This is a genomic window from Streptomyces sp. NPDC002499, assembly GCF_053595415.1.
Genome location: NZ_JBSFXO010000009.1, coordinates 52961 through 77674 on the forward strand (window position 1 = coordinate 52961; position 24714 = coordinate 77674).

Annotated in this window: 21 protein-coding genes; 12 read left to right on the forward strand and 9 right to left on the reverse strand. The window is 72.1% G+C overall.

The window, feature by feature from the left end:
• Nucleotides 1–30 precede the first annotated feature (30 nt).
• The 5 genes from ACWD5F_RS25530 (at nucleotide 31) to ACWD5F_RS25550 (ending at nucleotide 4660) form a co-directional block, all read left to right on the forward strand.
• Nucleotides 31–1260: an NAD(P)/FAD-dependent oxidoreductase gene (locus ACWD5F_RS25530; RefSeq protein ID WP_451257649.1), complete on the forward strand. Its 1230-nt coding sequence runs from the start codon at nucleotides 31–33 to the stop codon at nucleotides 1258–1260.
• A gap of 71 nt (nucleotides 1261–1331) precedes the next feature.
• Nucleotides 1332–1703: an Rv2175c family DNA-binding protein gene (locus tag ACWD5F_RS25535; protein WP_401727390.1), complete on the forward strand. Its 372-nt coding sequence runs from the start codon at nucleotides 1332–1334 to the stop codon at nucleotides 1701–1703.
• A 139-nt stretch (nucleotides 1704–1842) separates the two neighbouring features.
• Nucleotides 1843–2490: a thiamine phosphate synthase gene (gene thiE, locus ACWD5F_RS25540; protein ID WP_451257652.1), complete on the forward strand. Its 648-nt coding sequence runs from the start codon at nucleotides 1843–1845 to the stop codon at nucleotides 2488–2490.
• A gap of 203 nt (nucleotides 2491–2693) precedes the next feature.
• Nucleotides 2694–3617 carry a methylenetetrahydrofolate reductase [NAD(P)H] gene (gene metF, locus ACWD5F_RS25545; protein WP_451257654.1) on the forward strand — a complete coding sequence of 308 codons (924 nt, stop codon included), beginning with the start codon at nucleotides 2694–2696 and terminating at the stop codon, nucleotides 3615–3617.
• 56 nt (nucleotides 3618–3673) lie between these two features.
• On the forward strand, nucleotides 3674–4660 hold the full coding sequence (locus ACWD5F_RS25550; protein WP_451257656.1) for an SCO2102 family sporulation regulator: 987 nt from the start codon (nucleotides 3674–3676) through the stop codon (nucleotides 4658–4660).
• Between the two features lie 72 nt (nucleotides 4661–4732).
• On the opposite strand, the gene ACWD5F_RS25555 is transcribed toward ACWD5F_RS25550, so the two are convergent.
• The 5 genes from ACWD5F_RS25555 to ACWD5F_RS25575 all read right to left on the reverse strand — a co-directional run bounded on the left by ACWD5F_RS25555 (nucleotide 4733) and on the right by ACWD5F_RS25575 (nucleotide 10820).
• Nucleotides 4733–6268, reverse strand: coding sequence for a phytoene desaturase family protein (locus ACWD5F_RS25555; RefSeq protein WP_451257658.1), 1536 nt, complete (start codon nucleotides 6266–6268; stop codon nucleotides 4733–4735).
• A gap of 68 nt (nucleotides 6269–6336) precedes the next feature.
• The gene (locus ACWD5F_RS25560) at nucleotides 6337–6951 is read right to left on the reverse strand and encodes a DUF4126 domain-containing protein (protein ID WP_401727385.1); all 615 of its coding nucleotides are present in this window, start codon (nucleotides 6949–6951) and stop codon (nucleotides 6337–6339) included.
• 371 nt (nucleotides 6952–7322) lie between these two features.
• A complete protein-coding gene (locus tag ACWD5F_RS25565) occupies nucleotides 7323–7955 on the reverse strand; it encodes a TetR/AcrR family transcriptional regulator (RefSeq protein ID WP_401727384.1) in 633 nt (210 codons plus the stop codon).
• A gap of 11 nt (nucleotides 7956–7966) precedes the next feature.
• Nucleotides 7967–10051, reverse strand: coding sequence for a YhgE/Pip family protein (locus ACWD5F_RS25570; RefSeq protein WP_451257660.1), 2085 nt, complete (start codon nucleotides 10049–10051; stop codon nucleotides 7967–7969).
• On the reverse strand, nucleotides 10023–10820 hold the full coding sequence (locus tag ACWD5F_RS25575) for an ATP-binding cassette domain-containing protein (RefSeq protein ID WP_451257662.1): 798 nt from the start codon (nucleotides 10818–10820) through the stop codon (nucleotides 10023–10025). Before ACWD5F_RS25575 ends, ACWD5F_RS25570 begins: the two co-directional genes overlap by 29 nt.
• A 179-nt stretch (nucleotides 10821–10999) precedes the next feature.
• On the opposite strand from ACWD5F_RS25575, the gene ACWD5F_RS25580 reads away from it, so the two are divergent.
• The 3 genes from ACWD5F_RS25580 (at nucleotide 11000) to ACWD5F_RS25590 (ending at nucleotide 13259) form a co-directional block, all read left to right on the forward strand.
• Nucleotides 11000–11572, forward strand: coding sequence for an SAV_6107 family HEPN domain-containing protein (locus ACWD5F_RS25580; protein WP_451257664.1), 573 nt, complete (start codon nucleotides 11000–11002; stop codon nucleotides 11570–11572).
• Between the two features lie 189 nt (nucleotides 11573–11761).
• Nucleotides 11762–12589, forward strand: coding sequence for a methyltransferase (locus tag ACWD5F_RS25585; protein WP_451257666.1), 828 nt, complete (start codon nucleotides 11762–11764; stop codon nucleotides 12587–12589).
• 277 nt (nucleotides 12590–12866) lie between these two features.
• Nucleotides 12867–13259: a DUF3040 domain-containing protein gene (locus ACWD5F_RS25590; RefSeq protein WP_401727379.1), complete on the forward strand. Its 393-nt coding sequence runs from the start codon at nucleotides 12867–12869 to the stop codon at nucleotides 13257–13259.
• A gap of 273 nt (nucleotides 13260–13532) precedes the next feature.
• Here ACWD5F_RS25590 and ACWD5F_RS25595 read toward each other — a convergent pair whose 3' ends face one another.
• The 4 genes from ACWD5F_RS25595 to ACWD5F_RS25610 form a co-directional block, all read right to left on the reverse strand.
• Nucleotides 13533–16040, reverse strand: coding sequence for a transglutaminase TgpA family protein (locus ACWD5F_RS25595; protein WP_451257668.1), 2508 nt, complete (start codon nucleotides 16038–16040; stop codon nucleotides 13533–13535).
• Nucleotides 16037–17410: a DUF58 domain-containing protein gene (locus ACWD5F_RS25600; protein ID WP_451257670.1), complete on the reverse strand. Its 1374-nt coding sequence runs from the start codon at nucleotides 17408–17410 to the stop codon at nucleotides 16037–16039. Before ACWD5F_RS25600 ends, ACWD5F_RS25595 begins: the two co-directional genes overlap by 4 nt.
• Nucleotides 17410–18447, reverse strand: coding sequence for an AAA family ATPase (locus tag ACWD5F_RS25605; protein WP_451257672.1), 1038 nt, complete (start codon nucleotides 18445–18447; stop codon nucleotides 17410–17412). Before ACWD5F_RS25605 ends, ACWD5F_RS25600 begins: the two co-directional genes overlap by 1 nt.
• Before the next feature lie 207 nt (nucleotides 18448–18654).
• Nucleotides 18655–19203 carry a beta-class carbonic anhydrase gene (locus ACWD5F_RS25610; protein WP_401727375.1) on the reverse strand — a complete coding sequence of 183 codons (549 nt, stop codon included), beginning with the start codon at nucleotides 19201–19203 and terminating at the stop codon, nucleotides 18655–18657.
• A gap of 337 nt (nucleotides 19204–19540) precedes the next feature.
• Between ACWD5F_RS25610 and rsmH the strand changes: the two genes are divergently transcribed.
• From rsmH to ACWD5F_RS25630, 4 genes are all read left to right on the forward strand, one after another.
• The gene (gene rsmH / locus ACWD5F_RS25615) at nucleotides 19541–20497 is read left to right on the forward strand and encodes a 16S rRNA (cytosine(1402)-N(4))-methyltransferase RsmH (RefSeq protein WP_451257674.1); all 957 of its coding nucleotides are present in this window, start codon (nucleotides 19541–19543) and stop codon (nucleotides 20495–20497) included.
• Entirely contained in the window at nucleotides 20494–21039 is a 546-nt protein-coding gene (locus ACWD5F_RS25620) for a septum formation initiator family protein (protein ID WP_451257676.1), read from the forward strand. Before rsmH ends, ACWD5F_RS25620 begins: the two co-directional genes overlap by 4 nt.
• 5 nt (nucleotides 21040–21044) lie before the next feature.
• Complete coding sequence (locus tag ACWD5F_RS25625; protein WP_401727372.1) at nucleotides 21045–23012, forward strand: peptidoglycan D,D-transpeptidase FtsI family protein; 1968 nt, start codon at nucleotides 21045–21047, stop codon at nucleotides 23010–23012.
• Nucleotides 23013–23193: 181 nt separating this feature from the next.
• Nucleotides 23194–24714 (forward strand): UDP-N-acetylmuramoyl-L-alanyl-D-glutamate--2,6-diaminopimelate ligase, encoded by a 1521-nt coding sequence (locus tag ACWD5F_RS25630; protein WP_451257678.1) that lies wholly within the window; start codon nucleotides 23194–23196, stop codon nucleotides 24712–24714.

The following is a 24714-nucleotide window of genomic DNA, read 5'->3' on the forward strand; positions in this document are numbered from 1 at the left end:
GACGATTTGTCAGGTGTCTATGGTGATCAGGTGAGCGAGCAGACGCGGGACGAGAGCACGGCACCGAAGCGGCGCGTGGTCGTCGTCGGCGCGGGCATGGCCGGGGTGCAGACCGCGGTCGCCCTCAGGGAGCAGGGCTTCACCGGCGATGTCACCCTCCTCGGCGCCGAACCCCATCAGCCCTACGACCGGCCACCGCTGTCCAAGGCCGTCCTGCTGGGCAAGGCCGAGGGCTCCGCCTTCGACGTCGACTTCGAGGCGCTCGGCATCGAACTGCGCCTGGGCCGCGAGGTGCTGGGCGTCCGCCCCGCCGACCGGGAACTCGACACCGAGGCCGGGCCGGTCCCGTACGACGTCCTGGTCCTGGCCACCGGCGCCGAACCGATCCGGCTGCCCGGCACCGACGGCGTGCCCGGCGTGCATCTGCTGCGCACCCTGGACGACGCCGAGCGGCTGCGCCCGGTGCTCGCCCGGCAGCACGACATCGTGGTCGTCGGCGCGGGCTGGATCGGCGCGGAGTTTGCCACCGCCGCGCGCGAGGCGGGCTGCGCGGTGACCGTCGTCGAGGCCGCCGACCGGCCGCTCGCGGGCGCGCTGCCCGCCGAGGTCGCCGCGCCGATGGCCGCCTGGTACGCCGACGCGGGCGTCACGCTGCGTACGCACGCACGCGTGGAGCGCGTCGAGCCCGGTGAGGTGGTCCTCTCCGACGGCTCCCGGCTGCCCGCCGGCGCCGTCGTGGTCGGCATCGGCGCCCGCCCCGCCACCGGCTGGCTCACCGGCTCCGGCATCGCCCTCGGCGCCCACCGCGAGGTCCTCGCCGACGACCGGCTGCGCACCTCGACGCCGGACGTCTACGCGGTCGGCGACTGCGCGTCCTTCCCCTCGGGGCGGTACGGCGAGCGCCTGCTGGTCCACCACTGGGACAACGCCCTCCAGGGCCCGCGCACGGTCGCCGCGAACATCGTGGGCGAGGCGCCCGTGGTCTACGACCCCGTCCCGTACTTCTGGTCGGAACAGTTCGGCCGCTTCGTCCAGTACGCCGGCCACCACCCGTCGGCCGACACGCTGCTGTGGCGCGGAGACCCGTCAGGACCCGCCTGGTCGGTGTGCTGGCTGCGCGAGAACCGCCTGGTCGCCCTGCTCGCGGTGGGCCGGCCGCGGGACCTGGCGCAGGGGCGGCGGCTGATCGAGGCGGGGGCCGTCATGGACCCGGAGCTGCTCGCGGACGCGGGGCGCCCGTTGAAGGCCGCGCTGGTCTGAGGCCGTTGGAAAACCGCAGGTGGAGGGCGCCTGGCTTCCGACTGTCAGTCCGGGATGGCAGGCTTGTCGTCGTGACCGAGATTGACGCAAAGATCGATGCTCTCGTCCCCGCGTGGCTCACGCTCCCCGACATCGCCGAGCAGTTCGGCGTCGAGGTGACGCGTGTGCGGCAGCTGGTCAAGGACGGCCAGCTCATCGCCGTACGCCGTGGTGAGAACCGCGCGCTGCACGTCCCCGCCGCCTTCATCGACGAGGCCGAGCAGAAGGTCGTCAAGGGCCTGACCGGGACCTTGACGCTGCTGCGGGACGACGGCTTCACGGACGAAGAGATGCTGGAGTGGCTCTTCACGCCCGACCCGAGCCTGCCGGGTACGCCCGCGCAGGCCCTGAGCGAGAACCGCGGTACGGAGGTGAAGCGCCGCGCCCAGGCGCTCGCCGTCTGACGGGCAGTACTGATCGACGGGCCGGGGCGGGCAAGGGGCCACGGCCGTGGCCGACCGCAGCCTCGGGGCGGAGTGGCGACCTCGTCCGACGGTCGCCGCTCCGCCCCGCATGCCGCCGAACCCCCGGAGGGACCCGCACATGTCCGACACCGCACGCGCCGAACTCGCCGACGCCCGTGTCTACCTCTGCACGGACGCCCGCAAGCGCCAGGGTGATCTGCCGGAGTTCCTCGATGCCGCGCTGGCCGGCGGTGTGGACATCGTGCAGTTGCGCGACAAGGGCATGGAGGCGGCCGAGGAGCTGGAGCACCTCGCGGTCTTCGCCGAGGCCTGCGCCCGGCACGGCAGGCTCCTCGCGGTGAACGACCGCGCGGACGTCGCCCATGCCGCCGGCGCCGACGTCCTTCACCTGGGCCAGGGCGACCTCCCGGTCCCCGCGGCCCGCGCGATCCTCGGGGACGACGTCCTCATAGGCCGCTCCACACACGCGGATGCGGAGGCCGAGGCCGCCGCCGTCCAGGAGGGCGTCGACTACTTCTGCACCGGCCCCTGCTGGCCGACCCCCACCAAGCCCGGCCGGCACGCTCCGGGCCTCGACCTGGTCCGGCACACCGCCGCCCTCGGCACCGACCGCCCCTGGTTCGCCATCGGCGGCATCGACCTCGGCAACCTCGACGAGGTGCTGGCGGCGGGCGCCCGCCGGGTGGTCGTGGTGCGGGCGATCACGGAGGCCGACGATCCCGGGGCAGCGGCGGCGGAGTTCGCGAAGCGGCTGCGGGAGGCGTGACGGGGGGCGGGTGACCGGGCGGACGGTCCGTGGGGGGACCCGGGGCCGCCCGGCTGTTGCCCGATCGCCCACCCGACTTGCCCGTCCGACGTGCCCGCCCGGCTGTCCGTTCGGTTGTCCGATGGGTGGACAACAGGCAGACAATCCGGGCAAATATCCGGCATCCGGTTGGGTGACCGCCGCCCCCTGGTTAACCTGCGGGTATGGCTCTCGGAACCGCATCCACCAGGACGGACCACGCACGCACCGTGCGCGACATCCTGGCGTCCGGCAAGACGACGTACTCGTTCGAGTTCTCGGCGCCGAAGACCCCCAAGGGGGAGCGGAACCTGTGGGGCGCGCTGCGGAGGGTCGAGGCGGTCGCCCCGGACTTCGTCTCCGTGACGTACGGCGCCGGCGGCTCCACCCGCGCGGGCACCGTCAAGGAGACGCAGCAGATCGAGGCGGACACCACGCTGACCCCGGTCGCCCACCTCACCGCGGTCAACCACTCCGTCGCCGAACTGCGCAACATCATCGGCCAGTACGCCGACGCGGGGATCCGCAACATCCTCGCGGTGCGCGGCGATCCGCCCGGCGACCCGATGGCCGACTGGGTGCCGCACCCGCGAGGTCTGACCTACGCCGCCGAACTGGTGCGGCTCATCAAGGAGTCCGGCGACTTCTGCGTCGGCGTCGCCGCCTTCCCGGAGATGCACCCGCGTTCCGCCGACTGGGACAGTGATGTCGAGCACTTCGTCGACAAGTGCCGGGCCGGCGCCGACTACGCCATCACGCAGATGTTCTTCGAACCGGAGTCGTACCTGCGCCTGCGCGACCGCGTCGCCGCCGCAGGCTGTGCCACCCCCGTCATCCCCGAGGTGATGCCGGTCACCAGCGTGCGGATGCTCGAACGACTTCCGCAGCTCAGCAACGCGGCGATCCCCTCCGTCCTGAAAGAGCGGATCCTCACAGCAAAAGACGATCCGGCCGCTGTACGCTCCATTGGGATCGAATTCGCCACGGAGTTCTGCGCGCGGTTGCTGGACGAAGGCGTGCCAGGACTGCACTTCATCACGCTCAACAACTCCACGGCGTCCCTGGAAATCTACGAAAACCTGGGCCTGCACCACCCCCCGCGGGCCTAGACCGGCCGCACGGACATACGACACACTGCGTAGCGGCCACTGGGAGAGGGGCGTACATGGGCTGGACGGTCCTCTACATCGCGTTCGGCATCGTCGCGCTATGGCTTCTTGGCGAGGTGCTGCTGCAGTACAAGGCACGGTTGCGCTGGCGACTGCTCGCCTTCGTCGGCTTCCTCGGCGTCGTGCTCGGGGTGCTGATCCCCTCGGTGATCGTCATCGGACTGGGTGCCGCCGCGTTCGCGGTCGGGCAGACCTACGTCACGCTGTCGTTCCGCCGCGGCTTCGCCTCCGGCTGGGCGGTCAGCCGACCGGGCGCAGGCGACGACTCCAAGCGCCGCCGCGGCGAGCCCGATCTGGACCCGAACCTGGAGGTCGGCGACCTCCAGTCGGCCGACGGCGGCTACGGCGACGGCGGTTACGCCGACGACCGGGCGGCCTACCGCCAGGACGCCGACGACTTCGACCGCGACGACGTCTTCGCCCCCGCCCGCTCCGCGCAGCCCACGGCCGCCGAGTCGACCGCGGTCTACGAGCCGCAGCCGCTGCCCGACGACACCGGCTCGTACGGCGTGTACAGCGACGCCGCGTACGCCGCCGCCAACAACGGCGACCAGTCCGGCGCGTACCCCGGCCAGGACCAGTACGCGACGGCAGCCCAGGGCGCCGAGCAGAACTACGCGTACGACTACTCCGGTTACGACCAGCAGCAGTACGGCTACGACACCACCGGGCAGCAGCAGTACGCCGCCTACTCCGACCCGTACATCGGCACCCAGGCCTACGGCGGCAACTACGACGCCGGCTACGACCAGTACGGCCAGCAGCAGGGCTACAGCCAGGACCAGTACGGCAACACCGGCTACGGCACGGACACCCCGGGCAACGGCGTGTGGGTCCCGCAGCAGCGCACCGACGAGTCCTACGGCGGCGAACTCCCGCCGGAGCAGGGGTACGGCTACCAGGACAACGGCCAGGGCCAGCACGACGGCCAGGGTCAGGGCCAGCAGCAGCACGGGTACGACGAGCAGCAGTACCGTTTCTGACCTCTCGGCGACGACCGCCGTAACTCACTGAGAGTTACGGCGGTTTCTGCTGTCGTCGGTCGAGCGCGGAACTCACTGAGAGCCCCGGAACTCCGGTCCCTCCACGATCAGTCCGGCCACCAGCGCGCCCGACATGCCCGCGTGCGCGAGCCCGCCGCCCGGGTGCGACCAGCCGCCGACGGTGAACAGACCGGGCAGGGCGGTGGTGTTGGCCGGGTGCAGCAACGCACCGCCGGCCGCGGCCAACGCGGGCGCGGGTACGCCTCCACCTGCCACGCCGGTCGCCTCCGCCAGGTGAGCGGGGGTGCGGACCTCATGCCACAGCAGGCGCTCTCGCAGCTGCGGTACGGCCCGCTCGGCGACGTCGATCAGGTGCTGGGCGTGCTGCTCGTACCCCTCGAACTCCGCCCGCGCGGCGTCGAGTTGGGCCGGCACCACTGCCGTGAGCGTGATCGCCTCGTGCTCGGCGTCGGGGACCAGCCCCGGATCGTCGGGGCGCAGGACGGTGACCGTGGGTCTGGTGGCCGGCCCGGACGACGTGCCGGTGTTGGTGACCGCGCCCGTGCCGAACAGCTGGTCCAACTCCCGCTCGCGGTCCTCCGCGTGCACGACGGTCCGATGAGCCGTCCCCTCCGGGCGCCCGCCCCGCAGAGCCAGCAGGACCGAGAGTCGGCTCGGCAGCCCGCGCTGCGGTGGAACCTCGCCGTCACCCCGACCCGCCGTACCCCGCACCCGGTCCAGCACGTCGGGAGCGACCCCGGCGACCACGAAGTCGGCCTCCGCCACCGAGCCGTCCGCCAGCTCGATCCCCGCCGCCCGGCCGTCCTTCTCCAGGATCCCGGTGACCTCGGTGCCGAAGTGGAACTCGACCCGGCGGGCCAGGCATCGCTCGTACACCGCGCGCGCCAACTCCCGCAGCCCGCCCCGGACGTACCAGGTGCCGAAGGCGTGGTCCAGGTAGGGCAGGACGGCCGCGCTCGCCGGGGCGACCCGCGGATCCAGGCCGTACGCGAGCGCGTGGCTCTCCAGCAGGGCGGTCAGTCGGGGGTCGCGCAGCTCCCAGGTGCCGATCTCGGCGAGCGTGGCCGCCCGCCGGGTGCGCAGCAGCCGCTTGTGCGGGACCGAGGGGTAGGGCTCGCGCTCGGCCAGCACCGGCCAGTCGGACCACAGGGGCTCCTCCAGGAGGGGCCGGCGGGTGCGGTCCCAGGCCTCGCGGGCCCGCACCAGGAAGTCGCCCCAGCGGTCGCCCGCGCCCGCACCGAGTGCCTCGTCCAGGGCGGTGACCGCTCCCGCGCGCGAAGCGTTCGGCAGCGTGACCTCGGTGCCGTCCGCGAAGAGGTGCCGCGCGGACGGATCGACCTGGACCAGCTCGACGCACGCCTCCAGCGGCTCCTTGCCCGTCTTCACGAACAGGTCGCGCCAGACCGCGGGCAACGGCAGCAGACCGGGACCGGTGTCGAAGGCGAAGCCGTCCCGCTCGACGCGGCCCAGCGCTCCGCCGTACGTCTCCCCACGCTCGTACACCGCCACCCGGTGGCCCGCGACGGCCAGCCGGGCGGCGGCCGCCAGCGCGCCCATTCCGGCGCCGATCACCGTGATCCGTCCCATGCCAGCGACTTTATCGACCGCCACTGACAATCCCGGCACGGGCCGTCGGTCCGGCGGCTGGCCAACCGTCAGTCGGGCGGCCGGTCCACCCGTGAGACGAGTCTGCGTTCCTCCCGCCGTTGGGCCCGGCGGCGCAGGTAGCGGCGGATCCGGGAGATCAGGAAGATCAGCACCGTCAGTCCGGCCACCAGCAGCACGGCCGCGATGATCGCCGCCGCCTGTGGATGGAACATCGCGAACGTGACGAGCCCGCCGACCCCGAGATCCTCGGCCAGGCTCACGATCACATTGCTGAACGGCTCCGGCGAGGTGTTGATCGCCATCCGCGTCCCGGCCTTGACCGTGTGGCTGGCCAGCGCCGTCGAACCGCCGACCAGGCCCGCCACCACGTCGTTCATCGACCCGCTCTGCCCGGCGAGCAGCGCGCCCACCCAGGCACCGGCGACCGGCCGGACCACGGTGTGCACCGAGTCCCAGGCCGAGTCGAGGTAGGGGATCTTGTCGGCGACGGCCTCGATCAGGAACAGCACACCGGCGATGACGAGGACCTCGGGGCGCTGCATCGCCTCGGGCACGTCGTCGGTCAGTCCGGTCGCACCGAACACGCCGAGCAGCAGCACCACCGCGTAGGCGTTGATGCCGCTGGCCCAGCCGCTGGTGAAGACCAGGGGAAGTACGGACACGGGGGCGATCGTAACCAGTCGGCGAACCGGCGTCCTGGGGCTGAGTGCGGATGGCTGAGTATGCGTACCTAGTGAGTGAGTTGAGTACGCGCGCGGATGGGGCCCGACCTGCGTGAACGAGAGAGTGGAGACACGGAAAGGGGATCGGCTCCGGCACCGGCGACACGGGGCGCCGGAACGGAGCCGCCCACGATCCGCTCCTTCCGCCGGCGCTGTCGGCGGGAGCGAGGCACGGGGGAACCCGGGGGAACGACCGGAACGGGGTCCCAACAGGGGGAACGGGAAACACGGGGGAGCACGAGAAGGCGCCGGTTCGAGGTGGCCCGCGGGGGACGCGGCCACAGCGGACCGGCGCTTTCGTGTGTCGGGGCTCAGCCAGGGTGGCCGCTGACGCGTCCCTGGAGCAGTCGGGACATCGCCGCGTGGACGTCGTCCAGGGAGCGTTCCGGCTGGAAGGACTGCCAGTCCAGGGCGACCACCAGGACCATGCCGACCAGCGCGGCCGCGGTCAGCCGGATGTCGATTTCGTCGCTGAACTCGCCGCCCGCCACGCCGTCGCGCAGCACGTCCTCGACGACGGTGTTGACCTGCTGGCGCACCACCATGAGCGTGGACTGCCAGGTCCGGTTGGTGCGCCACAGCTCCGCCACGTACAGCTGGGTGAAGGCCGGGTAGCGGGCGATGAAGCCGAGTCCCGCGCGGATCATCGCGTCCAGGGCGTCCACCTTGCTGCCGCCGTCCCGGGCCGTCTGCTCGGCGGCCTCGCGCAGGGAGGCGGTGAGCAGGCCGACGCCGTGTCGCAGCAGCTCCTCGAAGAGGACCGACTTGCTGGCGAAGTTGTAGTAGACCGTGCCCTTGGCGACCCCGGCACGCTCGGCGATCTCGTCCACCGTGGTGGCGGAGAAGCCCTGCTCGGCGATGAGCGTGACGGCCGCCTCGTAGAGCTTCTGTCGGGTGGCCTCGCGGCGGGTGCTGCCGCCCGACGGGATGCTGCTGCTTTCCATGGTCCCGATTCTCACAGGCTCAGCTCCGGGTGCAGACGGTCGAGGGTCCACACCTGGCGGCGGCGGGCCGACAGCGCGGTCAGCGCGAGGGCGCCCGCGGTGAAGGCGACGAGCACCACGCACGCGTGCCACACCGGTCCGAGGCCCCCGCCCGTGATGAGCCTCCTGAGGGCCTCGACGACGTAACTCATCGGCAGGAAGGGGTGGATCGCGTTGAAGAAGTCCGGACTGGTCTGCACGGGGTAGGTGCCGCCCGCGGACGTCAACTGAAGCATCAGGAGGGCGAGTACGAGGATCCGGCCGGCCGCGCCGAAGCGCGCGTTCAGCCACTGCACGAGCGCCGCGAAGCACGCCGTGACCAGGAACAGGAAGCCCACGGTCCCGGCCGCGCGGACCATCTCCAGGCCGATCGCCCAGTGCAGCACGGACATCAGGGCCACCGTCTGGAGGACCCCGATCGCCACCACCGGCAGCCAGCCCGCCAGCGCGATCCGCCACGCCGAGGCACCCGCGGCCAGCGCGCGCCGGTTCATCGGCGCGATCAGCATGTAGGCCACCATCGCGCCCACCCACAGGGACAGCGGGATGAAGTATGGGGCGAAACCGGTGCCGTAGTTGGGCGCCTTGTGCATGTCCTTGGAGACCAGCTGGACCGGGTCGGCCATCACGTCGGTGCGCGCGTCGCGGTCCTGCTGGTCGTAGTCGGGGATCTGCCCGGCGCCGTCGTGCAGCCCGCCCGCGAGCTTCCCGGAGCCGTCGACGAGCTTGTACATACCGCCGTTGAGGTCCTCGGCGCCCGTCTTGAGCTTGCCGACGCCCGCGTCCAGGTCCGTCGCACCCGAACTGGCCGTACCCAGCCCCTTGTTCAGTTTCTCCGCGCCCGCGGCGACCTTCCCCGCACCCTCGTTCAGCTTGTTGATCTTGGCGACGGCGCCGGCCAGGTCCTCGGAGAGGTGCGGCGCCCGGTCGGCGAGCGCCTGGGCCTGCTCCTGGAGTGTGGCCAGGTTCTTGTCGAGCTTCTTCAGGTCGCCGTCCTGGTCGCCGATCAGCGTGTTCAGGTCGTCGGCGACCGTGGCCACCTGGGCGGCGGCGTCCTTGGCCTTCTTCAGGTCGGAACAGGCCGGGTCCGGGAGTACGGGGTTCACGCAGCGCGCCTTGTAGACGTCGCTCAGCGTGTCGGCGGCCGTGTGGGCGCCCTTGGCGGCGATGGGGGCCGCCTTCACCAGGGTGCCGAGGTTCGCGCGGACGGCCTTCGAGGAGTCGGCGACCAGCTGAGCGGTGTCCCCGATGGTCTTCTCGTTGTCCTTGAGGAAGGGCCCCACCTTCGCGTCGACCCCGTTGACCTTGTCGGCGAGCGTCTGCGTACCGTCCGCCACGCGCGCGGAGCCGTCCGCCAGATCACCGGCGCCCTGGTCCAGCTTCTTCAGCCCCTTGGACAGCTTGCCGCTGCCGTCCTTGGCGTCCTTCAGCCCGTCCGCGAGGTCCTGCGAACCTTTCTCCGCCTTCCCGATGCCACCGTTGAGCTGGTCGGCGCCGTCGGCCGCCTTCACGGTCTGGCCGTGGATGTCGGAGAACGAGATGAAGATCTTGTCCAGGAAGGACCGTGACGCCTTGGTGGACGCGGCCTGACGCACCTCGCCGAAGACCGTCCGCGAGATCTGCCCGACGATGTAGTTGTTCGCGTCGTTCGTACGCACCTGGAGCGCGCCCGTCTCGGGGGAGTCGCCCGCGCTGGAGGCGATCCGCCTGCTGAGGTCGGCCGGCATGGTCAGCGACAGGTAGTACGTCCCGTCCTCCACGCCCGCGCGTGCCTCGTCGGCGCTCACCTCGTGCCAGTCGAAGACGTCGCTCTCGCGCAGCCCCTCGGTGATGTCGGCGCCCGCCGTGACCTTCTTCCCGTCGGCGCTCGCCCCCTTGTCGTCGTTCACGAGGGCCACAGGGATGCGGTCGAGCCGGCCGTACGGGTCCCAGAACGACCACAGGTACAGGGCGCCGTACAGCAACGGCAGCACCAGGAGCGCGACCAGGGCGGCGCGGGGCAGCTTGCCCCGGCCGAAGCGGCGCAGCTCAAGAGCGGCGAGTCTCGGCGAGCGCATCGGCCTGCTCCTCCTTCGTGGATGTCTTCGGGGACGATTTCGAGTACGCGTGCGTGGAGGACGACTTCGGGGACGCGTGCGTGGACACCGCGACAGTGCCTTCAGGGGCCTCGCCGCACACGGCCAGGACGGTCGTGCCGGACGCGGCGATCGACCTCAACAGCGCCCAGACCTCCGCTCGTTCGGCGTCCGTGAGCTTGAGGTCGGTGTCGTCGACGCCGAGCAGCCGGGGCCGGCCGACCAGGGCGAGGGCCACGGACAGCCGCAGCGCCTCCAGCCGCTCCAGATCCCGTACGGCCGTCCGGGAGCCCTTGGGCAGGGCCTCCGGGTCCAGCCCGGCGGTGGCCAGAGCGCTGTCGATCCGCAGCCGCGTCTCCGTCGCCCGCTCGGCCCGGGGCCGCAGCAGCCCGCGCAGGGAGTCGCCGAACCGCCGTTGCAGCAGCGCCCGTTCGAGCAGGTGCTCGCCGACGGTCAGCGCCGGGTCGAGGTCGGTGACGCCGGGGACATGGGCGAGCCCGCTGACGTGCCGCACGGCCGCCAACTGCTTCGGCAGCCGCCACTCGCCCACGGTCGCCGAACCCTCCGTAGGCCTCATCCGCCCGGTGAGCGCGAGCAGCAGACACGTACGGCCGGAGCCGGACGGTCCCTCGATCGCGATCAGCGAGCCCGGCTCCGCGTCGAGCGAGACACCGCGGAAGGCCCAGCCGCGCGGGCCCTTCAGCCCGAGACCCCGGGCCGTGACGCCGACACCGGTCACGGTTTCCCCCATTCCCTGCACCCGTCCCCATCCGTACTGCCGTATCGCTTTTGAACTGACTGGTCAGTGCAAAAACTATCCCGAACCTTAGATCGAAGCAAAAGCGCAGGTCAGATCGGATTGTCAGTGGCATACCGCACGATGGACACATACGGCCACACAGCCGTCACGCAGACGACAGGAGGTTCGTCATGGCCAGCTACCACGCAGCCGCCGCCCGTCGGCGCCGCGCCACCGGCCCTGCCCCCTCACTGACCGGACCGGCGAGCGATGTGCACCCCGTACTGCGCCGGACCACGGCCCCACCTGCCGCCCTCGACCTGCTCGCCCAGGCCCGCGCCGGACTCGACGAGGCCGCCGCCCTGGAAACGTCCAACGAGCGTTACGCCACGGCCCATCTCGCCGCCCTGCGCACCGCCGCCGCGGTGCTCGCCGCCCGCGGGCGCCCCGAGCCGACCTCCCGACGGCGGGCCCGCATACGGAGCGCCTGGGAAGTGCTCCCCGAGATCGTGCCCGAACTCTCCGAGTGGAGCGCCCTGTTCGCCTCCGGCGCCACGCGCCGCGCCCGCGCCGAGGCCGGCATCCAGGGCGCGGCCAGCCGCCGCGACGCCGACGACCTGATACGCGACGTGGCGATGTTCCTCCGTCTGGTCGAGCGCATGCTCGTCCTCCAGCCGGTCCTCCCACAGCCACGCCAGGACACCGATCACCAGGAGGCGACTTCGGACGTGAACAGGGAACGCGACTACCCGGACGCGGGATGAGGCCGGGCTCCGATGCCCCCAGGTCCGGCTCGTGAGACGGGTCGTCCGGGGACGCCGTCGGGTGACCGGGGCAGGCATGGGAGGCAATAGGGTGGAGGGCGCCTGAAGCCTCCCGCATGCCCCGGCAGGGGAGGCGTTCCGTTCGCTCCGCCGCGCAAGAGGCGGTGCCGCGCCGAGGAGTCAACTGCCGTGTCGGACCCGATGCGCCCGCCCGTCTCCCACGACCGCCCGCAAACGACGCCGCCGCGCTCCGAGCCCTCCCGTCCGCGCGCCTCCCTCCGTACCGCCGTGGTGTGGGAGGTCCTCCAGGACGCCCTCGACCGGCAGGTCAAGGCCACCGGCCGGGAGGCGCTGGACGTCCTCGACACCGGCGGCGGCAGCGGCAACTTCGCGGTGCCCGTCGCCCGCCTCGGTCACCGCGTCACCGTCGTCGACCCGAGCCCCAACGCCCTGTTCGCGCTGGAGCGCCGCGCCGCCGAGGCCGGAGTCGCCGACCGCGTCCAGGGCGTCCAGGGCGACGCCCACGGGCTCTTCGACGTGGTCGAGCGCGGCGGCTACGACGCGGTGCTGTGCCACGGCGTCCTGGAGTACGTGGACGACCCGGCGGAGGGCGTCCGCAACGTGGTGGCCGCCCTGCGCTCCGAGGGCGTCCTCAGCCTGCTCGCCGCCGGACTCGGCGGAGCCGTGCTCGCGCGCGCCCTCGCCGGCCACTTCAACGAGGCCCGACAGGCCCTCACCGACCCGAACGGCCGCTGGGGCACGGGTGACCCCGTTCCGCACCGCTTCACGGCCGAGCAGCTCACCGCGCTGGTCGAGGGCGCGGGCCTCACGGTCGGTGCCGTGCACGGCGTCCGGGTCTTCGCCGATCTGGTCCCCGGCGTGCTCGTGGACACCGAGCCCGGCGCCCTGGAGGCGCTGCTCAAGCTGGAGGAGGCGGCGGCCGAGCTCCCCGCCTTCCACTCGGTCGCCACCCAGCTTCACGTGCTCGGTGAGACGCGAGGGGCCGACGAGGTCTGAGCGGCCTCCTGTGCCGCGCCGCTGATCAGGTACTTGACTGCACATGGAGTACGCCACAGGCCCCCCGATCGGGCGCTCGTCGCCGTATGATCGAGGGAGACCACCCGGCATGACGGGTCGGCCGCTGGGGAATGGAAGATTCAGCGGACCGGGACGCTCATGGCGGATTCCGGTTGGCCAATTGGCGCAGAGGGGCGGGTTTCACGGGGGCGATTCCCTGCCTATCCTGAAGGGACCCCCCGAGTCGCCCCGGCGACTGCACGATGAGGAGGACTCCGTGCCGCTCTCGGAGCACGAGCAGCGAATGCTCGAGCAGATGGAGCGAGCGCTGTACGCCGAAGATCCCAAGTTCGCGACAGCGCTTGAGGGAAGCGGGCTGCGCACGTACACCCGGCGACGGGTCTACCAGGCGGTCGCGGGCTTCCTCGTGGGTATCGCGCTCCTCATGGCTGGAATGGTCGCCAAGCAGGTCTGGCTCAGCGTGGTGGGATTCCTCGTCATGCTGGGCTGTGCGGTACTCGCCGTGACCGGCTGGCGCAAGGCCCCCAAGCCAGGTGAGCAGCCCGCCGGTGCCCCGCAGGCGCGCCGTCAGGGACGGCAGAAGCGCTCGATGATGGACAGGATCGAGCAGCGCTGGCAACGGCGCCGCGACGAACAGCAGGGCCAATAGCTCTACGAGCCGCTCTTCACTACGCGGTTGAGGGGGTGACCACCGGACGGGTGGTCACCCCCTCACGCACGCCCTGACGCCGGACGCAGCTGGAGGGCGCACGGCACGGTCGGCGGCATGCGGCGGGTACCGGCAGACCGCTGCCGACACCTGTGACGCTGCCCGTGGCACAGGGCTGCCGACAGCAGCAGACGGCCCCGGCCTCCGGAGGGGATCCTCCGTGAAGCCGGGGCCGTCTCGGGCCTCTCGGGCCGTCTCGCTCACACGGACGGCTCAGCCGCCCTGCTGTTGTCCGGACGGGCGCCGCAGCGCGGTCGCCCACCGTTCGGCCCAGCGGGCCTTGAGCGCCGTCCAGCGGTCCGAGGCGTCCCAGAGCGCCCGGACGGCCGAACGGGGCGCCACGACCGCACGCAGCCGGGTGCGCCGGCTCGCCCGGGACCGCAGGGCCACCCGCAGCTTGCGCACATCGTCGGCCAGGCCCGGCACGGCCCGCGGCTGCGGTGCGAACAGCACCTGCTCCACGGCGTGCGCCACCCGGTGCACCGACTCGGCCGGCTCCGGCTCCAACTGCCCCAGCCGCACGATCCGCGCGGCCGCCTTGCGCGGGGTCAGCGCGTCGTCCGGCTCGATGCCGTAGTCCCAGGCGGTGTCCGTGAGCTCGCGCCAGACGGCCAGGACATGCCCGGCGGCCGCTTCGGCGGAGTACTCGGGCACCATCTCGCCCGGCAGGACCGCCACGGCGACACCGTCGGCGGTGGCCGTGCCCCCGGCTCCCGCCTTGCGCCGGCCCTGGGGCAGCCCCGGGCCGGACGAGGCGTGCTGGGCCGAGGCCAGCCGCACCTGGCGCCTTCTCAGCCGCCACAGCATGGGCAGCAGCGGTGCCACGACCGCCAACAGGCCGAGCAGCGTCCAGCCCACGATCTCGTACCAGGGCGGGCCGGCGTCGCCCGGCGTCGACGTGTCCAGCGGGAGCGCGCCCGCGCAGGCCTCCAGCTTCTTGTCCTGGGCGTCGCAGCTCGTGCTCGCCGAGGGCGCCGCCGAGGTGGACGCGCCCGCGGACGTCGAGGGCCGTGCCACATCGGGGAGCGAGCTGCCGGGCGCCTCCGTCTGGGTGTACGAGGGGGTCGTACCGCGGTTCGGGGTCGGCTCGAAGCGGGTCCAGCCCACGCCCTCGAAGTACAGCTCGGGCCAGGCGTGCGCGTCCTTCAGACCCACCGTCACCGAACCGTCCGCCTGCGGCGTTCCGGGGGCGAAGCCCACCGCGACCCGGGCCGGGATGCCCAGGCTGCGGGCCATCGCCGCCATCGCGAAGGAGAAGTGGACGCAGAAGCCCTGCTTGTCCTTCAGGAACTTGGCTATCGCGTTCGGTCCGGTGCCGACGTCCACCTGGGTGTCGTACTCGAAGCCGCCGTCGAGGGTGAAGTAGTCCTGGAGCTTGACCGCCTGCTCGTAGTGGTTCGTCGCCCCCTCGGTGACCTGACGGGCCGTCCTCGCGACCACCGCGGGCACCGAGTCCGGCACCTGGGTGTACTGGCGCTTCAGGGCGGCGGGCGGCTCCGGCGCGTCGGCGAGCTGCTCGGCCGTCGGCTGCACGTCCAGGCTCTTGACCGTGTACGTCTCTCCGCGCGTGGTTTGGCCGTGGTCGCCGACGAGCGTCATGCCCATCGGCTCGTAGCGCCAGTTGCCCGTGATGTCCACGCCGCTGGGCGGGTAGGGCATCGGCAGCCAGTCCTGCGCGTACCAGCCGGCGGCCGAGACGCGGGTCTCGATCTCCGCCCGCTTGACGTTGCCGCTGAGGCCGGTCGGGGTGGGCAACTGGTCGGGTACGGAGGTGATGTGACGCTTGGCCGGCTTCCAGGTGCTGCCGTCGAAGTCGTCCAGCGAGACGATCCGCAGGTACATGTCCGAGAGGTCGTCGCTGTTGGTCTTCAGGGTCAGGACCTGGCGGTCCTCGTCCACGTTCAGACTGTCGCGCAGCGAGACGAGGGGGTTCACCGCGGAGATCGTGCCCCCGCTGCCGTTGCCCGCGCCGACCCCCGTGCCCGCGCCGTCCAGCAGACCGCCGTCCATCGACGGCAGGGCGATGGGCACCACCAGGGCGAGGCCGAGTGCGACCACGCCGATGCGCCGTCCCGCGCGGACCGGCGCCACCGCGCCGGGCTCGCCGCCCGGGGTGCGTGCCGCCGCGCCGAAGACCCGACCCCACTGGGAGAGCCGGTCTCTGCCCTCGGCCAGCAGCAGCATCAGATAGCCGGCCGCCGCGACCAGGAACCACAGCCAGTCGGCGCCGCCCTCGGACAAGCCGGCGGCCACCGAGTACAGCGCGAGCAGCGGCAGGCCGGCCGGGGCCGCGCTGCGGAAGGTCACCGCGAGGGTGTCCACCGCGAGCCCGATCACCAGGACACCGCCGAGGATCATCAGCCGGATGCCGTCGGACTCGAGCGGGGCCGGGATCGCGTACCGGGAGATGTCGTCACCGCCCTGCCGCAGCAGGTCGGCGAAGTGCTGGAAGGCCTGCGGACCGGGCACAATCCCGAGGAGGGCCTGCTGCCGGGCGAAGATCAGGGTCAGCATCATCAGCGTGACCAGGGCCTGCGCGGCCACGGTCAGCGGCCGGGCCAGCGGCACCCGCCGGGTCGCCGCGCCCACGCCGGTCTGCACGGCCAGCAGGAACGCCACCTGGAGGATCCAGGTGGCCGGCTCGACCAGCGGCAGCAGGGCGCAGGACGCCAGCAGCGTGGCCGCCCAGGCGAACACCGCCAGTCGTGCCCGTCCGCTCATGATCCCGTCCCCTCACCGATCGTCCCGCCGGCGGCGGTCAGGCCCGTGCGCTCACGGTCCGCCTGGCGCCACAGCTCGGTCAGCGAGGCCGCCCGCGGCACCAGCACGGCCGTCCAGCCCGCCTCCCGCAGCATCCGCAGCCGGTCCTCGCTCCTGTCCAACGCCCCGGGCACATCGGTCGGTTCCCGCACCCAGGAGTCGCTGTCCAGGACGAAGGCGACCGCACCGCCGCTGCGCTGGCGCATCTTGGCGGCCACCGCGGCCTGTTCCTCGTCGAGGTCGCCGAAGAACGCCACCAGCAGCCCCTCGTTGCCGCCGCGCAGCACGTCGTAGGCGCGGGACAGGCCCGTGCCGTCCGAGTGGTCGATCACCGCGAGCGTGTCCATCATCAGGCCGGCCGCGTCGGCCGTCTCCTGACTGGCGCCCGCGAACCCGTCGGCGCCCTCGCCGGGCACCGAATTGCCGGTGTCCGTCAACAGCCGTACGGAAAAGCCCCGTTCGAGCATGTGCACCAGCACCGACGCGGTGGCCGAGACGGCCCACTCGAAGGCCGAGTCCGGGCCCGCGCCCTCGAAGGCGAGGCCCCGGGTGTCCAGCAGTACCGTGCACCGGGAGCGCTGGGGCTGCTCCTCGCGGCGCACCATCAGCTCGCCGTACCGAGCCGTCAGCCGCCAGTGGACGCGGCGCAGGTCGTCGCCGTAGCGGTACCCGCGCGGGATCACGTCGTCCTCGCCGGCCAGGGCGAGCGAGCGCTGGCGCCCCTCGCCGTACCCCTTGGACTCGCCGGTCAGCCGCACCGGCGGCAGCGCCTCCACGCGCGGGATCACCGTCAGGGTGTCGTACGTCGAGAAGGAGCGGGTCAGCTCGCACATCCCGAACGGGTCGGTCAGGCGCAGTTGGAGGGGGCCCAGCGGATAGCGGCCGCGCAGGTCGGAGCGGACCCGGTAGGACACCTCGCGGCGGCCGCCCGGCTCCACCCGGTCGAGCACGAAACGAGGGCGCGGGCCGAGGACGTAGGGCACCCGGTCCTGGAGCATCAGCAGGCCCGTGGGCAGCCGGGAGACGTTGTCCATCCGCAGATGGACGCGGGCCTCGCTGCCGGCGGGCACGCGCGCGGGGGAGAGCCGGCGGCTGCCGGCCACCCGGTAGCGGGTGCGGTACAGGAACAGCGCGCAGACCAGGGGCAGCGCGGCGAGCAGCAGGCCCACCCGCAGCAGGTCGCTCTGGCCCAGGACGTAGGCGCAGATCGCGGCCGCGATACCGGCCGCGAGGAAGGAGCGGCCGCGGGTGGTCAGACCCGCGAGGGCCGTACGGACGCCGCCCTTCTCGTCGCGCTCGGCGTCCGGATGCCCGGTGCTCCCGGTGGACATCACAGCCTCCGTGGCGGCTGCTGGCCGTATCCGGGCGAGCCGTGGCCGATGCCGTAGCCGCCCTGCTGCTGGGGCGTCGCGGGCACCGGGGTGCGCTGGAGGATCTCCTGGACCACCTGCTCCGCCGTGCGGCGGTTGAGCTGGGCCTGGGCGGTCGGCAGCAGCCGGTGGGCCAGGACGGCGACGGCGAGCGCCTGGATGTCGTCCGGCAGGGCGTACTCACGGCCGCTGAGGGCGGCGGACGCCTTCGCCGCGCGCAACAGATGCAGCGTCGCGCGCGGTGAGGCGCCGAGTCTGAGGTCGGGGTGCGTGCGCGTGGCCGAGACCAGGTCCACCGCGTACCTGCGGACCGTGTCGGCCACGTGGACACCCCGGACGGCCTCGATCAGCTTCACGATGTCGTGCGCGTGCGCCACCGGCTGGAGGTCCTCCAGCGGGGACACGCCACCGTGCACGTCGAGCATCTGCAGCTCGGCCTCCACGCTGGGGTAGCCCACCGAGACCCGGGCCATGAAGCGGTCGCGCTGCGCCTCGGGCAGCGGGTAGGTGCCCTCCATCTCGACCGGGTTCTGGGTGGCCACCACCATGAAGGGGCTGGGCAGCTCGTAGGTCGTCCCGTCGATGGTGACCTGGCGCTCCTCCATGGACTCCAGGAGCGCGGACTGCGTCTTCGGCGAGGCCCGGTTGATCTCGTCGCCGATCACGATCTGCGCGAAGATCGCGCCCGGTTTGAACTCGAAGTCCCGGCGCTGCTGATCCCAGATGGACACCCCTGTGATGTCCGAGGGGAGCAGGTCAGGGGTGAACTGGATTCGCCGTACCGAACAGTCGATGGACCGTGCCAGCGTTTTGGCCAGCATCGTCTTGCCCACGCCGGGGACATCCTCGATCAGAAGATGTCCCTCGGCGAGCAGCACGGTCAGCGAAAGCCGTACGACCTCGGGCTTGCCCTCGATCACTCCTTCCACCGAACTGCGGACGCGCTCCACAGTGGCGGTCAGATCAGTGAGGCTCGCTCGATCGTCATAGGTCGTCACCCGGCCCTCCTCGGCCCGTTCTTTCCACGGGCCGTCGCGCTGTGCTGCGGACCGGCCCACCCCGAACACGGACACCGCCCGGGAAAAGTTCCCTGCGGCGTCACACCCGCATTCTTGCTGCCGTTACCGTTTCGTGTCACTCGACTGTGGACAACTGGCCGCGATATGTCGGGTTTTACCGTGCTTGGCATCCAGCATGCCTGGGATTTACGCCGGGTCGACCTCGCGCAGCAGGCCGGTCTTCACGTCGAACACGAAACCGCGCACGTCGTCGGCGTGCAGCAGGAACGGCGAGGTGCGCACGCGCTGCATGGACTGGCGTACGTCCTGGTCGACGTCCCGGAAGGACTCCACGGCCCAGGCGGGGCGCTGACCGACCTCCAGTTCCAGCTCGGTGCGGAAGTCCTCGGTGAGGGCCTCCAGGCCGCAGCCGGTGTGGTGGATCAGGACGATGCTGCGGGTGCCGAGCTTGCGCTGGCTGATGGTGAGCGAGCGGATCACGTCGTCGGTGACCACACCGCCCGCGTTGCGGATGGTGTGGCAGTCGCCGAGCTCCAGGCCGAGCGCGGCGTGCAGGTCCAGGCGGGCGTCCATGCAGGCCACGACGGCGACGTGCAGGACGGGGCGGGCGTCCATACCGGGGTCGGTGAAGGCGGCGGCGTACCGTTCGTTCGCCTCGACGAGGCGGTCGGTCACGGTGCCGCCGTCGGATATGGCGCCTTCGGTTGCGGTGGCAGCGGATGCGGAAGTCGTCATATCTACGACGGTACTGGTCACAGTCGTTCCGGTCCTGTGGTGAGGAGGGAAAAAGAGCGTCATCACGTGCACTGTGTGAGGTAAGCCACACAGGTGACGGAGCGGAGTCCGTCCGGGTGGTTTATACCGGTTCGCGGCTTCGTCCGACAGCCCGGCCGCGACGCGCAGGCCGGTTGATTGACCGCGGGAGGCCGTGGACTAAAGTGACGCGAAGCGGGAGCCGAGGCGCTCCCTGCTGACTGAAATCCCCAGGAGACCCCGGCGGCAGCGCCGGAATTCTCCCCGCGGGCGGGGACCCGGCGGTGCGGGCCGGCCGCGCCGGACCTGAGAGGGCCCCTTGAGCCAGAGTCGACATGTTCCGGTGATGCTCCAGCGGTGCCTGGACCTTCTGGCGCCCGCCCTGGAGGCGCCCGGAGCGGTGGTCGTCGACTGCACCCTGGGTCTCGGCGGCCACAGCGAGGCCCTGCTGGAGCAGTTCCCCGAGGCCCGTCTGGTCGCCCTGGACCGCGACAAGGAGGCGCTGCGCCTGTCCGGCGAGCGGCTCGCCCCCTTCGGCGACCGCGCCACCCTCGTGCACGCCGTCTACGACGAGCTGCCCGAGGTGCTCGACCGGCTCGGCATCGCGCGCGTGCAGGGCGTCCTGTTCGACCTCGGTGTCTCCTCCATGCAGCTCGACGAGGCCGACCGCGGCTTCGCCTACGCCCAGGACGCCCCGCTCGACATGCGCATGGACCAGACGACCGGCGTCAGCGCCGCCGAGGTCCTCAACACCTACCCGCCGGGCGAACTCGTCCGCATCCTGCGGGCCTACGGTGAGGAGAAGCAGGCCAAGCGGATCGTGTCCGCCGTGGTGCGCGAGCGCGACAAGGAGCCGTTCAGCAACAGCGCGCGGCTGGTCGAGCTGATCCGCGACGCGCTGCCGCAGGCCGCCAAGCGCACCGGCGGCAACCCGGCCAAGCGCACCTTCCAGGCGCTGCGCATCGAGGTCAACGGCGAGCTGTCCGTGCTGGAACGGGCGATCCCGGCCGCCGTCGGCGCGCTCGCCGTGGGCGGACGGATCGCCGTCCTGTCGTACCACTCGCTGGAGGACCGCCTGGTCAAGCAGGTGTTCGCGGCCGGCGCCGCCACCACCGCGCCGCCCGGACTGCCGGTCGTCCCGGAGCAGTACCAGCCCAGGCTCAAGCTGCTCACGCGTGGTGCCGAACTTCCCACCGAGGAAGAGGTCGCCGACAACCGGCGGGCAGCGCCGGCCCGCCTGCGCGGCGCCGAGCGCATCAGGGAGGCCATCGAGTGAGCAGGAAACCCGAACTGAGGGGGCGGGCCGCGCGGCTGGCGCGGCTCTTCCCGGGCAACACGGGCCGCGGCCAGGCGGCGGCCCGCACGCCCTTCGTCCTCCTCGTCGTCCTCCTCCTGGGCGGCGGTCTGATCGGGCTCCTGGTGCTGAACTCGGCGCTCAGCGAAGGCTCGTTCAAGCTGGACGACCTCCAGAGGGACACCAAGAACCTCACGGACGAGGAACAGGCCCTCCAGCGGGACATCGACTCCTACTCCGCCCCCGACGCCCTCCAGCGCCGCGCACGCGAGCTGGGCATGGTCCCCGGCGGCGACCCCGCCTTCCTGAACCGCGACGGCACCGTCAAGGGCGTCCCCTCGGCCGCCGCCGCCCGGGAGCCCGCCGTACAGATCCCGCTGGTGCTGCGCCCGCCGGAGACCATCACGCACTCACCGGCGCCCACCACCTCCCCGGCCACGGCGGCAACCCCCTCGGCGACGCCCTCGGCCACGTCGGCCGTACCGACCTCGACGCCGACTCCGACCACGACCCCCGGCAGGTGACGGAAGTGTCCGACAGGGAACCGCCGCGCCGCCGCGTCCCCGGCCCCGCACGCTCCTCCTCCGGCCGGCCCGTCTCCGGCCAGCGGCGCCCGGGACCCGGCGCCCGCCCGACCCGGCGCCCGGCACCGGCCCGCCCGGCGGCCCCCAACGCACTGCGCCTGGGCAGCCCCCGTCCCCGGCTGCGCATGGTCGGCCTGGCGCTGGCCCTGGTGCTGATCGCCTTCGTCGTACGACTGCTCCAGGTGCAGGCCGTCGACGCGAGCGCGTACGCCGCCAAGGCCGACCAGAACCGGTACGTCGGCCACGTACTGGCCGCCGAGCGCGGCGGGATCACCGACCGCAACGGCGTCGCCCTCGCCGCCAGCGTGGACGCCTACGACCTCACGGCCGACCCGACGATGTTCAACCGCAAGATGCTCGGCATCGACGACGGACCCGAGCAGGCGGCCGCGCTGCTCGCCCCGATCCTCGGCCAGGACCAGGCCACGCTCGTCAAGAAGCTGCGGCCCGCCAACAAGGAGAGCCGTTACGTCCTGCTGGCGCGCCGTCAGACCCCGCAGGTCTGGACGCAGATCAAGGATCTGAAGAGCGCGCTCAACGAGAAGGCGGACACCGACTCCTCCACCGTCAACGTCCTCGCCGGCGTCTTCGCCGACCCCAGCAGCAAGCGCGTGTACCCCAACGGCGACCTCGCCGCCGGGATACTGGGCTGGGTCAACGACGAGGGCAAGGGCGGCGGTGGCGTCGAGCAGCAGCTCAACAAGGTGCTCACCGGCAAGGACGGCAAGATCCGCTACGCCCAGTCCGGCGGCCGTCTGGTGCCCACCGTGGGCTCCACGGAGACGCCCGCCGTGCCCGGCAGCGACGTCGAGCTCACCATCGACCGCGACATCCAGTGGGCCGCGCAGAACGCCATCTCCAAGCAGGTCAAGGAGTCGAAGGCCGACCGCGGTTACGTGATAGTGCAGGACACCCGCACCGGCGAGGTCCTCGCGATGGCCGACTCACCCGGCTTCGACCCCAACGACCTGTCCGACGCGAACCCCGCGGCGCTCGGCAACGCGGCCCTCCAGGACGCCTACGAGCCCGGCTCCACCGCCAAGGTCATGTCGATGGCCGCCGTCCTGGAGGAGAACGTCGCCACCCCGCTGACGCACGTCGTCGTGCCCAACCGGCTGCACCGCGGCGACCGCCTCTTCAAGGACGACATCGACCACGCCACCTGGAACCTGACGCTCAACGGCGTGCTCGCCAAGTCCAGCAACATCGGCACCATCCTGGCCACCGGCCAGCTCGGCAAGACCCAGCCGCAGGCCAACCAGGTCCTCTACTCCTACCTGCGCAAGTTCGGCCTCGGCAGCTACTCCGGGCTCGACTTCCCCGGCGAGACCAAGGGCATCCTCGCCCCGCCCGACAAGTGGTCGACCTCGCAGCAGTACACGATTCCTTTCGGCCAGGGCGTGTCCCTCAACGCGATGCAGGCGGCCTCCGTCTACTCGACGATCGCCAACGGCGGTGTCCGCGTCGAACCCACGCTCGTACGCGGCGAGAAGGGTCCCGACGGACGCTTCACGCCCGCCGCGAAGCCCAAGGAGACGCGGGTGGTCAGCGAGAAGACGGCGAAGACGCTCGCCAAGATGCTGGAGTCGGTCGTGGACGACCAGGAGGGCACCGGCACCAAGGCGCGCATTCCCGGCTACCGCGTCGCGGGCAAGACGGGTACGGCCAACCGTGTGGATCCGGCCACCGGCAGGTACAGCGGCTACACCTCGTCGTTCGCCGGCTTCGCGCCCGCCGACAATCCCCGGATCACCGTCTACTGCGCCATCCAGAACGCCACCAAGGGCAGTTACTTCGGCGGCCAGATCTGCGGACCCATCTACAAGGAGGTGATGGAGTTCGCGCTGAAGACCCTTCAGGTCCCGCCCACTGGGGCCAAGGCCGCGAACCTGCCCGTCAGTTTCACGCCCTGACCGACCGCCCCATGCCCTGATCAGCGCTACCAGCCAGGAACGCTCCGTGACCATGATCACCCCCGATCCCGGGGACCACGCTTCGCCCGCGCCCTCGCTTCGCTCCCGGGCGGGTGCGCCCGGTACGCTCACCGCCGTGCCACACGCTGATCAGTCCCAAACCACCCAGAAGGGCGTTTCCGTGACCTATCCGGGGCCGCCACGACCGGTCCGGGTCTCCGCCACACCCCTCGCGGAGCTCGCCGATCAGCTGAGCGTCGCCACGCCGGACAGCACCGCGGAGGTCACGGGCATCACCCATGACTCGCGCGCCGTCCGCCCCGGCGACCTGTACGCCGCCCTCCCGGGCGCCCGCGCGCACGGCGCCGACTTCGTGACGCAGGCCGTCGGCCTCGGCGCGGTAGCCGTGCTCACCGACCCGACCGGCGCCGAGCGCGCCGCCGCGACCGGCCTGCCGGTCCTGGTGGTCGACGACCCGCGCGGGCGGATGGGCGAACTGGCGGCCACGATCTACGGCCACCCCGGCCGCGACCTGCTCCAGATCGGCATCACCGGCACGTCCGGCAAGACCACCACCGCGTACCTCGTCGAGGGCGGTCTGCAGACCAAGAACAACACCGGCCTCATCGGCACGGTCGAGACGCGCATCGGCGACGAGCGCATCAAGTCCGAGCGGACCACCCCCGAAGCCACCGATCTGCAGGCCCTGTTCGCGGTGATGCGCGAGCGCGGGGTCGAGGCGGTCGCCATGGAGGTCTCCAGCCACGCGCTGGTCCTCGGCCGGGTCGACGGCTGTGTCTTCGACATCGGCGTCTTCACCAACCTCAGCCCGGAACACATGGAGTTCCACTCCGACATGGAGGACTACTTCCGGGCCAAGGCACAGCTGTTCACGCCGGAGCGCAGCAGGCTCGGCGTGGTCAACTTCGACGACGAGTACGGCCGTCGGCTCGCCCAGGAGGCCACGGTCCCGGTCGTCACCTACTCCGCCGAGGGCCACCCGGACGCCGACTGGCGCGCCGCGGACGTCGAGATCGGCCAGCTGGACTCGACCTTCACCGTGATCGGCCCCGAGGGCGAGCGGATCCACGCCAAGGCGCCGCTGCCGGGGCCCTTCAACGTGGCCAACACCCTCGCCGCGATCGTCTCGTTGGCCGCCGCCGGGCTCGACCCGCAGTCCGCCGCCGACGGCGTCGCCGCGGTGCCGGGCGTGCCGGGGCGCCTGGAGCGCGTGGACGCCGGACAGCCCTATCTCGCGGTCGTCGACTACGCCCACAAGACGGACGCCGTCGAATCGGTCCTGCGCGCCCTGCGCAAGGTCACCGAGGGCAGGCTGCACGTCGTGCTCGGCTGCGGCGGGGACCGGGACAAGACCAAACGCGAGCCGATGGGCGCCGCGGTGGCCCGGCTCGCCGACACCGCCGTACTGACCTCCGACAACCCCCGCTCCGAGGATCCCCTCGCGATCCTCGCAACCATGCTCCGGGGCGCGGCGTCCGTGCCGGTACACGAACGCGGTGAGGTCCAGGTCTTCGAGGACCGGGCCGCCGCGATCGCCGCGGCCGTCGCCCGCGCGGAACCGGGCGACACGGTGCTGGTGGCCGGAAAGGGCCACGAGCAGGGCCAGGACATCGCCGGGGTGGTCCGTCCCTTCGACGACCGCCAGGTGCTTCGAGAAGCCATCCAGAAGACCCAGGGATGA

What these genes read in the sequence shown, in the direction of transcription:
- ACWD5F_RS25555 (WP_451257658.1), bottom strand. Translation starts at nt 6,268, where the DNA reads ATGGGACGGATCACGGTGATCGGCGCCGGAATGGGCGCGCTGGCGGCC.
- ACWD5F_RS25600 (WP_451257670.1), bottom strand. Translation starts at nt 17,410, where the DNA reads ATGTCCACCGGGAGCACCGGGCATCCGGACGCCGAGCGCGACGAGAAG.
- ACWD5F_RS25595 (WP_451257668.1), bottom strand. Translation starts at nt 16,040, where the DNA reads ATGAGCGGACGGGCACGACTGGCGGTGTTCGCCTGGGCGGCCACGCTG.
- ACWD5F_RS25570 (WP_451257660.1), bottom strand. Translation starts at nt 10,051, where the DNA reads ATGCGCTCGCCGAGACTCGCCGCTCTTGAGCTGCGCCGCTTCGGCCGG.
- ACWD5F_RS25575 (WP_451257662.1), bottom strand. Translation starts at nt 10,820, where the DNA reads ATGGGGGAAACCGTGACCGGTGTCGGCGTCACGGCCCGGGGTCTCGGG.
- ACWD5F_RS25565 (WP_401727384.1), bottom strand. Translation starts at nt 7,955, where the DNA reads ATGGAAAGCAGCAGCATCCCGTCGGGCGGCAGCACCCGCCGCGAGGCC.
- ACWD5F_RS25610 (WP_401727375.1), bottom strand. Translation starts at nt 19,203, where the DNA reads ATGACGACTTCCGCATCCGCTGCCACCGCAACCGAAGGCGCCATATCC.
- ACWD5F_RS25550 (WP_451257656.1), top strand. Translation starts at nt 3,674, where the DNA reads ATGGGCTGGACGGTCCTCTACATCGCGTTCGGCATCGTCGCGCTATGG.
- ACWD5F_RS25580 (WP_451257664.1), top strand. Translation starts at nt 11,000, where the DNA reads ATGGCCAGCTACCACGCAGCCGCCGCCCGTCGGCGCCGCGCCACCGGC.
- thiE (WP_451257652.1), top strand. Translation starts at nt 1,843, where the DNA reads ATGTCCGACACCGCACGCGCCGAACTCGCCGACGCCCGTGTCTACCTC.
- metF (WP_451257654.1), top strand. Translation starts at nt 2,694, where the DNA reads ATGGCTCTCGGAACCGCATCCACCAGGACGGACCACGCACGCACCGTG.